At 44.3% G+C, this 14,072-nt stretch carries 12 protein-coding genes; 8 read left to right on the top strand and 4 right to left on the bottom strand.

From position 1 onward, the window contains the following. Window positions 1-7: 7 nt before the first annotated feature. Complete coding sequence (locus HMPREF3034_RS01515; RefSeq protein ID WP_036895911.1) at window positions 8-325, bottom strand: DUF4491 family protein; 318 nt, start codon at window positions 323-325, stop codon at window positions 8-10. Between the two features lie 176 nt (window positions 326-501). Here HMPREF3034_RS01515 and HMPREF3034_RS01510 point away from each other — a divergent pair, with 176 nt between their 5' ends. After that, window positions 502-2,250 (top strand): phospho-sugar mutase, encoded by a 1,749-nt coding sequence (locus tag HMPREF3034_RS01510; RefSeq protein ID WP_036895913.1) that lies wholly within the window; start codon window positions 502-504, stop codon window positions 2,248-2,250. Between the two features lie 60 nt (window positions 2,251-2,310). Here the strand turns inward: HMPREF3034_RS01510 and HMPREF3034_RS01505 are convergent, their stop codons facing one another. Both HMPREF3034_RS01505 and HMPREF3034_RS01500 read right to left on the bottom strand, forming a co-directional pair. Next, window positions 2,311-3,555, bottom strand: a complete 1,245-nt coding sequence (locus tag HMPREF3034_RS01505; RefSeq protein WP_082721658.1) for a clostripain-related cysteine peptidase — start codon at window positions 3,553-3,555, stop codon at window positions 2,311-2,313. Window positions 3,556-3,624: 69 nt separating this feature from the next. Continuing rightward, the gene (locus HMPREF3034_RS01500) at window positions 3,625-6,270 is read right to left on the bottom strand and encodes a valine--tRNA ligase (protein ID WP_062432608.1); all 2,646 of its coding nucleotides are present in this window, start codon (window positions 6,268-6,270) and stop codon (window positions 3,625-3,627) included. A gap of 102 nt (window positions 6,271-6,372) precedes the next feature. On the opposite strand from HMPREF3034_RS01500, the gene mazG reads away from it, so the two are divergent. The 5 genes from mazG (at window position 6,373) to HMPREF3034_RS01475 (ending at window position 10,033) form a co-directional block, all read left to right on the top strand. Next, on the top strand, window positions 6,373-7,248 hold the full coding sequence (gene mazG / locus HMPREF3034_RS01495; protein WP_036895919.1) for a nucleoside triphosphate pyrophosphohydrolase: 876 nt from the start codon (window positions 6,373-6,375) through the stop codon (window positions 7,246-7,248). A 5-nt stretch (window positions 7,249-7,253) separates the two neighbouring features. After that, window positions 7,254-7,817 carry a lipocalin-like domain-containing protein gene (locus HMPREF3034_RS01490; RefSeq protein ID WP_062432606.1) on the top strand — a complete coding sequence of 188 codons (564 nt, stop codon included), beginning with the start codon at window positions 7,254-7,256 and terminating at the stop codon, window positions 7,815-7,817. 3 nt (window positions 7,818-7,820) lie between these two features. Continuing rightward, window positions 7,821-8,735, top strand: a complete 915-nt coding sequence (locus tag HMPREF3034_RS01485) for a ribonuclease Z (protein ID WP_036895923.1) — start codon at window positions 7,821-7,823, stop codon at window positions 8,733-8,735. A 35-nt stretch (window positions 8,736-8,770) separates the two neighbouring features. After that, a complete protein-coding gene (locus HMPREF3034_RS01480; protein WP_197421712.1) occupies window positions 8,771-9,490 on the top strand; it encodes a GYF domain-containing protein in 720 nt (239 codons plus the stop codon). A 99-nt stretch (window positions 9,491-9,589) separates the two neighbouring features. Beyond that, complete coding sequence (locus tag HMPREF3034_RS01475; protein ID WP_062432601.1) at window positions 9,590-10,033, top strand: hypothetical protein; 444 nt, start codon at window positions 9,590-9,592, stop codon at window positions 10,031-10,033. 575 nt (window positions 10,034-10,608) lie between these two features. On the opposite strand, the gene HMPREF3034_RS01470 is transcribed toward HMPREF3034_RS01475, so the two are convergent. Beyond that, entirely contained in the window at window positions 10,609-11,817 is a 1,209-nt protein-coding gene (locus HMPREF3034_RS01470; RefSeq protein WP_062432599.1) for a transglycosylase SLT domain-containing protein, read from the bottom strand. Between the two features lie 89 nt (window positions 11,818-11,906). Here HMPREF3034_RS01470 and hisG point away from each other — a divergent pair, with 89 nt between their 5' ends. Together hisG and hisD are read left to right on the top strand one after the other, a co-directional pair. After that, window positions 11,907-12,758 carry an ATP phosphoribosyltransferase gene (hisG, locus tag HMPREF3034_RS01465; protein WP_036895928.1) on the top strand — a complete coding sequence of 284 codons (852 nt, stop codon included), beginning with the start codon at window positions 11,907-11,909 and terminating at the stop codon, window positions 12,756-12,758. A gap of 7 nt (window positions 12,759-12,765) precedes the next feature. Then, window positions 12,766-14,055 (top strand): histidinol dehydrogenase, encoded by a 1,290-nt coding sequence (gene hisD / locus HMPREF3034_RS01460; RefSeq protein WP_062432597.1) that lies wholly within the window; start codon window positions 12,766-12,768, stop codon window positions 14,053-14,055. Window positions 14,056-14,072: the final 17 nt, after the last annotated feature.

The raw sequence follows: 14,072 nt of genomic DNA, 5'->3' as shown, positions 1-14,072 counted from the left end.
TCAAGACTTAACGACGCACTCCGTCTTTAAATTTATACTCATTGATACGCTTAGGGTTGGCCGGGAACCAGCCTTTCTCTACACGTTCTTTTTGGCTGAATATCTCGCCAATACTCCACAACAACGATGCGCCTAAGACACCTAACAAGCTACTCCAAATAACATCGGCCACACAAATGGAACAAATGACAGCTACGATACCAAGTAGAAGAAACACCCACCAATATCGCGTGCCAAAATAATACTCGACCTTGATAACGACAGGATGAAAAAAACCAATAATGAGAAAAGTTCCTATAGCGATGATTAAACCGGTAAAATACATAAGTTTTTAATTTTAAATGCGCCCGTACAGCATATCCCTTGCAATTCCACAAGCTGCTGCAAAAGGGCTATAAACGCTGTCAAAGATACGAAAAATTAATGGATTTGTAGAGATACATTCAAATAATTTGATTATCTTTGCCTTATCATAGAACTGACACATTATTAATATATATTATGGCAAACAACGCAGAACTTATTGCACAATGCGAAGCCAAGGCTAAGCAATGGTTGTCTCCGGCTTTCGACGAAGACACTCGTAAAGACGTACAAGCAAAACTTGACGCCGAAGACAAAACAGAACTCATTGAGAGTTTCTATAAAGATTTAGAGTTTGGAACAGGAGGTTTACGTGGCATCATGGGCTCTGGCTCCAACAAAATGAATATCTACACCGTGGGAATGGCTACCCAAGGTTTTGCCAACTACCTCAAAATCAATTTCAAGGATAAGGAACAAATCTCTGTAGTAGTATGCCATGACTGCCGTAACAACTCTAGAAAGTTTGCCGAGACCGTTGCCGACATCTTCTCAGCTAACGGTATCAAGGCTTATCTATTCGATGATATGCGCCCCACACCGGAGTGTTCGTTCGCTATTCGCCACTTCGGTTGTCAGGCAGGTGTGAACATTACAGCCAGCCACAACCCCAAGGAATACAACGGATACAAGGCTTATTGGGAAGACGGTGCACAGGTATTGGCACCTCACGATAAGGGTATCATCGACGAAGTAAATAAGGTTACCGTAGACGACGTGAAGTTTACAGGCAACAAAGAACTTATCGAAATCATCGGCGAAGAGGTAGATAAGATATATTTGGAGCAGGTTCATACGCTCAGTATCGACCCAGAGGTTATCAAACGTCAGCACGATTTGAAGATTGTCTACACTCCATTGCACGGTACAGGTATGACGATGATTCCTCGCAGTTTGAAATTGTGGGGCTTCGACGAGGTACATTGTGTAGAAGAACAGATGGTAAAGAGTGGCGACTTCCCAACAGTGGTTAGTCCAAACCCTGAGAATGGCGAGGCTTTGACATTGGCTATACGCGATGCTAAGAAGTTGGATGCCGACATCGTAATGGCTAGTGACCCCGATGCAGACCGTGTTGGTATGGCTTGTAAGAACGATAAGGGCGAATGGGTATTAATCAATGGTAACCAGACTTGCTTGATTTTCTTGTACTACATCATCACCAATCGCAAGAACAAAGGCCTGTTGAAACCTACCGACTATATCGTAAAGACCATTGTAACCACTGAGGTTATCAAGAAGATTGCCGATAAGAACAACATTGAGATGCGCGATTGCTACACCGGCTTTAAGTGGATTGCACGCGAAATCAGAATCAGCGAAGGCAAAAAGCAGTATATCGGTGGTGGCGAAGAAAGTTACGGATTCATGGCCGAAGACTTTGTTCGCGACAAGGATGCTGTTTCTGCCATGTCATTATTAGCTGAGATATGCGCTTATGCTAAAGACCAAGGCAAGACACTGTACGACTTATTGATGGACATCTACCTGGAATACGGTTTCTCTAAAGAGTTTACCATCAACGTAGTACGCCCCGGTAAGAGCGGAGCTGACGAGATTAAGCAGATGATGAGCAACTTCCGTAACAATCCACCTAAGGATTTAGGCGGCAGTAAAGTTGTATGCTGGAAAGATTATCAGACTTTGGAGCAGACCGACGAGAACGGTAATGTAACCAAACTTGATATGCCTGATACCAGCAACGTGCTACAATGGTTCTGCAGCGACGGCACCAAGGTTTCGGTACGTCCATCGGGCACAGAGCCTAAGATTAAATTCTATTTGGAAGTAAAAGACCAGATGACAAAGAAATCTGATTACGTAGAACTTGACAAGAAGGGCGATGTGAAGATTGCAGCTATTAAGAGATCACTGAATTTGGATTAATATTCCAGCGTGAAAATAAAAAAGAGACGAGGAAACACCTCGTCTCTTTTACTTTTATATCTATTCGTGTGTAGCCTTCCACCAAGCAGTAAGCTTCTTACTCTCAATGGCATCATCGTTCAAACTAGGGTCACTAATCGTGATACCCGAACTCTTGGAGACGGCAAAAGGACCACCATTATTACTATTTAGATATGCACTATATATATAAGGTGTACAAACAGTATAAGGCACCAAACTCTTTAATAGCATTGCAAACTGCTCTTTCAATGTCTTATCTTGGCATAACAAGTTCACATAGCTCTCCATGTCGTAGAACACATGATTGTTGAAACCATCCAAAGTAATCAGTTTGACAAGGTCCGATGGGGCAAACGAATATTGTTTATTGATGGTCTTCATAAACAGAGCCATCTTCTCCACCTGACTACAATCTATCGCCGAGAGCGTACCATAGGGATATGGCGTACCACCATACGTGTAATCTAAATAGAATTTGTAGAATGTTTGGCAGATATTATTATAATCCGGCGTATTCAACAAGTATCGTAAGACAAGCGCATAAGGCATTCCTGCACTCATAATCTCGCTCGTCGATGCCACCATATAGTCGGTTGCATCTCGCATATCGTATGCCGTCTCTACGTTAGAGAGATAGCAATCATCAAAAGCAACATACTGCATTTTTCCTATTTCAGAGTTTTTAATAGCCGCAGCATAGTCAACTATGTTAATTTGAGTGGCTGCAACACTTCCTCCAAAAGCTCGGCTTCCAGCCGGATAACTCCCCTTTGGCAACCACCCCATACCATGACAACCCACAACAGTGGCATAAGTCTTCGATTGAGAAAGCGAGTAAGCATCATTCAAGATACTTGTGACACCAGCCGACTCACCCAACGTAGGCAGTGGTTTCAACTTTGAAGAAGCATCAGCTTTGGTTCCGCCATAGGTAAAGAGCGTATCACAAGTCACTTGCCCTTTGTCATAAGAGATTTCAAACATGTGAGCTTTCTTGTAACTTTGGCTGATAAACACTATCAAACGGTTGTCTCCAAGTCCCCCCATCGTCTTGATTGCCGCCTTCATATCACTGATATTCTGCAAGAAATCAGTATAAAGAGAGTTATTTTTAACCGTTCCAGTCGTATTAGCCGACCATGGCATATAGACAAAAACTGTTTTTGAAGTTGCTTTTGGCTCTTTCTTCTGCTCATCATCTTCAGGGTCTTTATCATGACAAGCAGCCACCATGAAAAGCAAACTAAAAGTTAGTGACAGATAGAATAGAAATTTCTTATGCATAAAAATAATTTTAAAAGAAAACACTCCTTCCGTAGTTTACAAACAAGAACTACGAAAGGAGTGTTATAATTAGGCTTGAGTCTTTTTCAAATCAGCAATGGTGAGCTTGAGCGCAGCTATCTTTTCCTCAGAGTCACTTTGCTTTTTACGTTCCAATTCTACTACTTGAGCAGGAGCATGAGCCACGAATTTCTCGTTAGAAAGTTTCTTCTTGATACCTGCCAAGAACCCTTCTAAGTGCTTCAACTGTGCTTCTGCCTTTTCAATTTCAGCTTCCACATTTATCAACGAACCGATAGGAACAGCATATTCATCGATTCCCACCATGAATTGAGCGGCATCCGAAGCCTTCTCATCTACCACTTCTACCTTCTCAAGGTTACCAATCTTCAAGACAACAGAGATGAAGTCGGCCTCGTTGAAAGCCTTCACTGCCTGCAAAACAAGCTGCTCACGCGGAGAAATGTTCTTCTGATTGCGAATCATTCTAACTCCACCGATAATCTGTTTTACGTTCTCAATAGATTGAGCCAACACATGATCAGACTCTGTAGGAGCCTCGATTTCGAGTTGTTGAGTCATGATTGACTCGCCATCTTTGCGCTTATAGATATGTTGCCACAGGTCTTCCGTAATGAAAGGCATGAATGGATGGAGCATCTTCAGCAAGCTTTCAAACACCTCAAGACTTACTTCATAGGTGGCTTTATCAATGGGTTTGCCGTATTCTGGCTTAATCATTTCAAGATACCAACTAGAGAATTCATCCCAGAAAAGGCGATAAACAGTCATCAATGCTTCGCTAATACGATATTGACGGAACTGCTCGTTCAACTCGGCATTGACTATCTTCAACTTCGATTTGAACCATTTCACTGCGATAGCACACTCCTCCGGCTGTGCAATATCAGCAACTTCCCATCCCTTTACCAGTCGGAAAGCATTCCAAATCTTATTATTAAAGTTGCGTCCTTGCTCACATAAGCTCTCATCAAAGAGTATATCATTGCCCGCAGGAGCCGACAACATCATACCCATACGCACTCCATCGGCACCATATTTCTCTATCAATGCGAGTGGATCGGGAGAGTTTCCGAGCGATTTGCTCATCTTTCTACCCAGCTTATCACGCACGATACCGGTGAAATAGACATGCTTAAACGGCATCTTACCACGGTATTCGTAACCAGCCATAATCATTCTGGCCACCCAGAAGAATATAATATCCGGACCGGTAATAAGGTCGCTGGTGGGATAGTAATAGTTAATTTCTTCGTTATCGGGATTATTCACACCGTCGAAAACAGATATTGGCCACAACCAAGAAGAGAACCATGTATCCAAACAGTCGCTCTCTTGCTCCAAATCTGCAGCTGTCAAAGAGGCATCTTTGACCTGTGCTGCCGCCAAAGCTAGCTCTGCCGACTCTGCAACAACGAAGTCTCTCTTACCATCAGAAGTCGTGAAATAGTAAGCAGGAATGCGATGTCCCCACCAAAGTTGGCGACTGATACACCAGTCTTTGATATTTTCAAGCCAGTGACGGTATGTATTTTTATACTTCTTAGGATAGAATTCAATTTCATCATCCATTACCGGAGACAGTGCTAAATCAGCAAAATGCTGCATATTCAAGAACCATTGAGTAGACAACTTCGGCTCTATTGGCACATTGGTACGCTCGCTGAAGCCCACTTTATTATTGTAGTCTTCCACTTTCTCCATCAATCCAGCAGCCTCTAAGTCCTCTGCTATCTGCTTACGTACGTCCATTCGGTCTTGTCCTACGTACAATCCTGCAGCTTCAGAGATGGTTCCATTGTCGTTAAAGATGTCAATTGTCTCCAGATGATGCTTGAGTCCAAGCGCGTGGTCATTGATGTCATGAGCCGGAGTAACCTTCAAACAGCCCGTTCCAAACTCTATATCTACATACTCATCTTCGATAACTGGAATCTCTCTGTTAACCAACGGTACGATGACATGCTTACCTTTGAGCCATGTATTCTTTGGATCATTGGGATTAATACACATTGCCGAGTCTCCCATAATAGTCTCCGGACGAGTCGTAGCAACCACAGCATACTTGCCGGGTTCCTCTACTACCATGTATTTAAGGTAATAAAGCTTCGAATGTTCTTCCTTATATACTACCTCTTCATCGCTCAATGCCGTCTGAGCTTGGGGATCCCAATTGACCATTCGAGCCCCACGATAGATGAGACCTTTATTATATAAGTCGCAGAAAACCTTGATAACACCCTTTGAACGAGTCTCGTCCATGGTGAAAGCAGTACGCTCCCAATCGCAACTAGCGCCTAGTTTACGAAGTTGTTTGAGGATAATTCCACCGTGTTCGTTGGTCCAATCCCACGCATGTTCCAAGAATTTCTCACGCGAAAGGTCGGTCTTCTTGATACCTTGCTCAGCCAAACGAGCCACTACTTTAGCCTCAGTAGCGATGGAAGCATGGTCTGTTCCGGGAATCCAACAAGCATTCTTACCCTCCATTCTAGCCCTTCTCACGAGAATATCCTGAATCGTATTGTTCAGCATATGTCCCATATGAAGCACACCTGTCACGTTAGGTGGAGGAATAACCACCGTATATGGTTCGCGCCCATCGGGTTTAGAACTAAAGAGTTTGTTATCCAACCAGTACTGATACCATTTAGACTCCACTTCCTGTGGGGTATATTTGCTTGCTAATTCCATCTATTTTATAGCGTAATGTTGATTTCTATCTTGTTTAATAAACGTTGCAAAATTACGAATTTATAATTGAATTTCATTATCTTTGCAGAAATATTTAAGGACATGCATACACGCGAAGAGAAACTAGAAGCATTCGGTCGACTGCTCGATGTGCAGGATAAATTAAGAAAGGAATGCCCTTGGGACCGCAAACAAACCAACGAGAGTCTCAGACCGAACACCATTGAAGAAGTCTACGAGCTCTGCGATGCGCTCGCAAAGGGTGATTTCCAGAATGTATGTAAGGAGTTGGGAGACGTCATGGAGCACGTACTTTTCTACTCTATCTTGGGAGCTGAAGATAGCCATTTCGATGTTTCCGATGTATGTAATCAGGAAGCCGACAAGCTGATGTTCCGTCATCCGTTTATAGATTGGACCGGTTGGCAGGTATCAAATCCCGATATGACCATCAACGAAGCAGGCCAAGTGGTGAGTAAAGAAGACACCAGCGTCACATCAGATCGCCCCGAAACCGCCGCACAAGTGGAGGGAACATGGGAACAAATCAAGCAAAAAGAGAAAGATGGAAACCGCACTGTGCTCTCAGGAGTGCCGGGAGCACTGCCCGCTCTCATCAAGTCTTACCGCATACAAGACAAAGCTCGCAATGTAGGATTTGATTGGGAGAAACGTGAAGACGTATGGGATAAGGTGAAAGAAGAACTTGCCGAGCTAGAGACAGAACTTAACAAAGGGAATAAGGAAGCTGCCACCAACGAGCTGGGAGACTACATTTTCAGTCTCGTCAACGCTGCCCGACTCTACCATCTGAATCCGGAAACAGCTCTAGAACGCACCAATCAGAAATTTATAACCCGTTTTGAATATATTGAAAAACGTCTCAAAGAACAAGGGAAAGCATTCGACGATTGCACTTTATCAGAGTTGGATGCACTTTGGAATGAGGCTAAGACACAACTAAAGAAAGGAGAATAACACGTATGAACAAGACATTGATACTGGCCTTTGTAGCCATAAGCGCTGTCATTATCTCTGCTTGCCACCAGCAAAAAGGCAAAGTGACAACACCGCAAATCACAGATAGCTTGACAATATCGACCGTACCAGACAGCACCATCTATGGTGTATGTGGCGAATCTACAGCCATGCACAATCTAGAAATCATCTCGGACAGTGGCGATACACTCACCTACGAGATGCTAGATGAAGGAACCGACTCTGCTATTGTGCGCGGTGGACTCCTTGCCGGAGACCGTATGGCCGTCATTGCGAAGAAATCTGTGGAGGGAAATGTGGCTTTGAAAGTCATCAATCTAACCACACTCCTAGGCAAATGGATCAGCCTCGACAAGAACTTCGAGATTCTTGAGGGTGGCATTGTCAACAGTAATGTCAAGGCCGAGAGCAACCCTTGGACCGAATGGAAGATTTGGAATGGCCGTTTGGTGCTCAATAAAGACACCTTCGATATTGACAATCTAGGTGCCGACAGCCTGTATTTGGGAAACAACGATGGCATCTTCACCTACAAACGTGGCAAATAACAAATGGAGCCTTTCCGCGTTTACATACTCGGTTGTGGCAGTGCACTGCCCACAATGAAGCACCAGCCCTCTTCACAAATAGTGGAAGTGAGGGGCAAATCTTTCATGATAGATTGCGGAGAGGGCACGCAAAACCAATTAAGAAAGCTGCATATTGGCTTCACAAAAATCAATGCCGTCTTCATATCCCATCTCCATGGCGACCATTGTTTTGGACTGATAGGCATGATTTCCACTTTCGGCATGCTGGGACGAACCGCTCCTTTGCACGTCTACGGGCCTGCCGAGCTGGGCAAACTGCTAGATGTAGAGTTGCCAATGTTTTGCAGCGGATTGGAATATCAGGTGACATTCCATGCCGTAGACACCAAAGTCGCACAGATAATCTATGAAGATCGAGGCGTCAGCGTGGAGACTATACCACTGAATCATCGCATTGATTGCTGCGGTTTCTTATTCCGTGAGAAGCCCACTCTACCTCATATACGTCGCGATATGATAGATTTCTACCATATCCCCATCAGCCAAATCAACAACATCAAAGCCGGTAAAGACTGGACAAACGAGGATGGCGACCTCATCCCTAACACACGCTTGGTAACACCAGCCGACCCTCCAAGGGCTTATGCCTATTGCAGTGATACCAAATACATGCCAGAATTACATCGCCGTGTAGCCGGAGTAGACTTGCTTTACCATGAGAGTACGTACGATGCTTCGCAAATAAAACGCGCCCGTCTTTACTACCATAGCACGGCCGAACAAGCTGCCACGGTAGCCAAGGATGGGCAGGTGAAGAAGTTGTTGCTAGGGCATTACAGTGCCAGATACAACGATGAATCGACTCTACTCAACGAAGCCAAAGCCATATTCCCCAATACCGAACTGACAACAGAGGGCATGATAATCAATGTTTAATGCTGGTGGAGACCTACCATAAAACGATACAACATATGACACAATGTTTTATCATCGTCGGCAACGAGCAAAAAGGACCTTACACACTTGTTCAATTGCAAGACCTGCACATCGGACAAGAGACATTGGTATGGTCGGCCGGACTAGACAAATGGACACCGGCATGGGAAGTAGAAGAACTAAAACCACTCTTTAAATTATCTTCTGCCTCTACAGTTCCGCCACCCATCCCACCCCAAACAGAACAAACAACACAAGAAAAGACGACACAGGCGGAGACTGAAAAGCCAACAAAAGCCGTTACTATCGTCGAAGCAAAGAAGCAAAGTCGTTGGGGAAGCATCGTATTTGTAGCTATTGCCATCATCCTAGGTATCTTGGCCATCACCAATCCCAGCCGTGAAGACCATAACGAAGCTATTCAGAAAGCGGTAAAAGAAGTCATAGACGACCAGCAAACCAACAATGATGATGACATTTTCTCACAAGGCATGAGCATCATCAGTGGCTTCATAACGAAGCACGTCACTGCTGCCATCGTCGACAAAATGCTCGATGTAGACAACTACGGTCTCTTCTCTATCGGCAGCATCCGCCTAGACGGCAAATCGCACACCGTCTCATACGGCGTTTTAGGACACGTCTACACGTTCGACAAGAGCGATATTCAGAAAGCATTAAAGAAGAATGGAATCCCTTCCGAAGACTCCATCGGTGATAGTAATGATAACACCGAAGACCTGCAATCGCTCTGATAGATAAATAAAAAAGGCTTCAACATTTATCAATATAAGTTTGTGTGCTTTACAATTTTATCTTACTTTTGTAACGATTCATCTAAACTAATATAGAATATGACATCACCAACCGAACAAACTCATCTGCAATTAGAACGTTTTCTCAACAAGATTGCCCATAAATTGTCACCTTGCGAGACTCCCACAATGATGACCGACATCCACATCAAGGTCTCTCAAGACTCCGGCGAAATGTTGGCTCTAGACGATAGCGATGTTGAGATAACAAGATGCGTGGTTGAAGAATGGATAGACAACAAGGATGATAACTTCTATCAGTGTGTGACGAAAATCTTACGAGACTTCCTTCACAAGAACGCAGACATAGCCAATAATCTAGGTCTACTCAAACCTTACAGTTTCGTATTGGAAGACGATGAGAACGAAAATATAGCCGAACTTTATGTGGCCGACGACGATACTATTATTATAGGTGGCGACTTGATGAGTGGGCTAGACGACGATTTGGATAATTTCTTCAATGACCTTATCAACAAATAAGATCTCAATCCACCTATAGAGAAATATTAGTAATCAAGCAAATATAGCCTAAAGGGCTACCTATTCATAGCCGGAGACAGTTGAAATAAGCGTAAACTGTCTCCGGTTTTTGTATATATTATCAACTCGTCAATACACTATTAACGCACTGCAAAGCCACGACAACATCGCTGCCTCGCCTTTTCAGCAATGCAGCAACGTCCTTGCAGCATCCCTGCCGAACCCTTGCAGTAAATCGAGTAAAGAAAGTTAGAATGACAATACAAAAGAACTTATCCTCCAACTCAGCAACTTACAAACTTAAAAACTAAATAACTCATTTATCATCTCAAAAACTTACGAATTCAAAAACTTATAAACTCAAATCATTGCAATGTCCTTGCAGCGGTTGCTAAAAAATTCCGATTTAATACACATAAAGTCCGTTTTGAGCAAAAAAATAGTATGAAACATTTGCAAGTTAAAAAAATTAGGTTAACTTTGCAATCGTTATCCTGAAAACAATCTTTTTACCTTAAAGAGACTAATACCTATTGAAGATTTGGAGCGGTTGCCTGTGAAGGTTATCGCTTTTTTTATATCTGAAAGCGATTCCGCCTTTTTGCTTTCTTCGGAGTAGCTCCGATAGACATTCCCCCCATAGAAATACCACCGCCGGCAACACCCCGATACTGCGCCCATCGCATTCTAATGCGGTCGACATAGTCCACCGTTTCCAAGCCACGCATATACCCATACTTCACCACAGCATCAGAATAGTATGCCGGTGTACTAAGTTTCAACACAAATTCACGCACATCTCCCCAACTATAAGGATTGCGACCATATTTCCGTGCTAACGCCATGGCATCACGAATATGGAAAAAGCCACCATTATAAGCAGCCAATACAAATAGCGACTGTTCCATGGGATTACGCACATCATTAAAACGTTGGCGCAATTCAGCAATGTATTTACAAGCCGCTGCGATGTTGGCTTCGGGCTCAAAGATTTGAGATTGCGGCAAACCTAAGTGACTAGCAGTCCCCGGCATAATCTGCATGAGACCGCAAGCTCCGGCCCATGAACGCGCCTGAGGGTCGAAAGTAGATTCTTGATAGCATTGAGCGGCAAGCAGACGCCAATCCCATCGGCATATCGGTGCATAGCGTCTGAAATGCACATCGTAATGCGAAATGATACCACCACTCCGATTGAGCATCGGACTATAGACGCGACGCACGACACTACGAGTAGATAGCGCGAAGTCTTCTTCACGCTTAACCTCGGTCAACAATTCCGGTCTGAACCAACGATTCAGCGTATCGGCCAACTCCCGACTATCTTCGCGTACAGCCCATTGGGTCTTTGCGGAATCTACACGAGCACCACAATAGACTATACCTCGATAGGTTTCGGGCAACTGAAAAGCGACCAAATCCCCATCACCACTTTTCAATCGAGAAACAAGTTCGGCTGTATCTTTGCACACTTCCACGCGCAACGACACACCAATATTCTCCGCAAACTTCTCACAAAGCAGATATTGGCTACCCATACCACGACCGTGATAGTCGTAGTAAGTTTCCGGCCCACTGAGCGTAAGCATTATCAGTTCGCCATTGTTCACCATATCGCTGAATGTAAGCGAAGATGATACAGTGGCTGTATCACCTCCTAGAACCGTTCCCCACGGTGTCAACTCCGGCTTTTTCGCTTCTTGACAAGACGCAAAGATTAAGCATAGCGTCACCAAGATGAATAAGGCGTATTTCAGCTTGCTGTTTGTAAGTGTGTATACCATATTCTTAAAACGGCACAAAGTTAAGATTTAATTTGCACATATCCTTGGAAATAAGTAAATTTGCCTAATTAATTGAATTAGATTATTATATGTTACGAATTGCCGTACAATCCAAAGGTCGCCTCTTTGAAGACACTATGAATCTTCTTTCGGAGGCCGATATCAAGGTGAACTCAAGCAAGCGCACCCTCCTCGTACAATCATCCAACTTCCCATTGGAAGTACTTTATTTGCGCGACGACGATATTCCCCAAAGCGTAGCAAACGGTGTTGCCGACATAGGTGTAGTTGGTGAGAATGAATTTGTGGAACGAAACGAGAACGCCCAAATCATTTCCAGACTCGGATTCAGCAAGTGTCGCCTTTCTCTCGCTATCCCCAAGGAAATAAAATATACCGGTCCCGAATGGTTTAACGGTCGCAAGATAGCGACTTCTTACCCTCATATACTTGAGAAATTCTTGCATGAGAAGGGCATACAAGCCGACATCCACGTCATTACAGGTTCTGTGGAAATCAGTCCGGGCATCGGTTTGGCCGATGGAATCTTCGACATTGTAAGCTCAGGCAGTACGCTGGTGAGCAACAATCTACGCGAGGTAGAAGTCGTGATGAAGAGCGAAGCCCTGCTCATCGGCAATTGGAAGATGGACGAAGACAAGCATCGAATTCTCAATGAGATGCTGTTCCGTTTCGAAGCTGTGCGTTCGGCGCAAGACAAGAAATACGTCATGATGAACGCACCTAAAGACAAGGTGAAGGAGATTGTGGCTGTATTACCCGGCATCAAGAGCCCCACCATCATCCCATTGGCCGATGCCGAGTGGTGTTCTATCCACACTGTGCTCGAAGAAAAACGCTTTTGGGAGATTATCGGAAAGCTAAAGGAACTCGGAGCACAAGGCATTCTCGTAAGCCCAATCGAGAAAATGATTCTATAAGCAAGCAATGAAAATATATAAATATCCTACCTCTTCGGAATGGACGGAGATAACCGAGCGTCCGCACTTGGACGTCTCGAAGTTAAACGACATCGTTGCCGGAGTATTAAGCGACATCAAACTGCGTGGCGACCAAGCCGTCAAAGAGTATGAACTGAAGTTCGACCATGCTGCATTGGAGTCTTTGGCTGTCAGTGCGGAAGAGATGGAAGCAGCTAAAAATCTCATCAGTAAGGAATTGAAAGACGCTCTTGTCTTGGCTCATAACAACATTGCCAAGTTCCATCAAGCACAGACTTTCAAGCCTAAAAAGATTGAGACATGCCCCGGAGTCACTTGTTGGCAGAAGTCGGTAGCTATCGAAAAGGTTGGACTTTATATTCCCGGAGGTACCGCTCCCCTCTTTTCTACGGTATTAATGCTTGCCACTCCCGCTAAAATAGCGGGTTGTAAAGAGATTGTACTATGCACCCCACCTGATAAAGAGGGCAAGGTGAACCCTGCCATATTGGTGGCTGCCTCCATCGCCGGAGTCAGTAAAATATTCAAGATTGGTGGTATCCAAGCTGTCGGAGCAATGGCTTATGGAACGGAAAGCGTTCCAAAAGTCTACAAGATATTTGGTCCCGGCAATCAATATGTGATGGCTGCAAAACAACAAGTAAGCCTCCACAACGTGGCAATTGATATGCCGGCCGGTCCTTCAGAGGTTTGCGTCATTGCCGATGATAAGAGTAATGCGGCCTTTGTTGCGGCCGATTTATTGTCACAAGCGGAGCATGGAGTAGATTCGCAAGTCATCCTTATATGTACAAGTGAACAGAAACTTAATGCCGTGATGCAGGAAATAGAACTTCAACTAGAGCGTCTGCCACGCAAAGAGGTAGCTGCAAAAACGCTGGAGAACTCAAAATTGGTACTTGTCCATGACACAGACGAGGCCATGAAACTAAGTAATGCTTACGCACCGGAGCACTTGATACTTTGCACGGAAAACTATACGACATTAGCAGAGAAGGTTGTCAATGCCGGCAGTGTGTTCATGGGGCAGTATGCTTGTGAAAGTGCCGGTGACTATGCAAGTGGTACTAACCACACATTACCGACTCACGGATATGCCCACGCCTACAATGGAGTGAACCTAGATAGCTACAATAGGAAGGTGACTTTCCAAGAATTGACACCAAAGGGCGTTTATTCGATAGGTAAAGCAGTGGTTAGCATGGCCGAGAACGAGCAGTTAGAAGCTCATGCCAACGCTATGCGTATTAGACTTCAGCAACTGGGTGAACAATAGATGAAGGTTTCGCGCAC

The organism is Prevotella sp. DNF00663, assembly GCF_001553265.1.
Classification (GTDB): Bacteria; Bacteroidota; Bacteroidia; order Bacteroidales; family Bacteroidaceae; genus Prevotella.
This window is presented reverse-complemented; position numbering and strand designations above follow the sequence as displayed.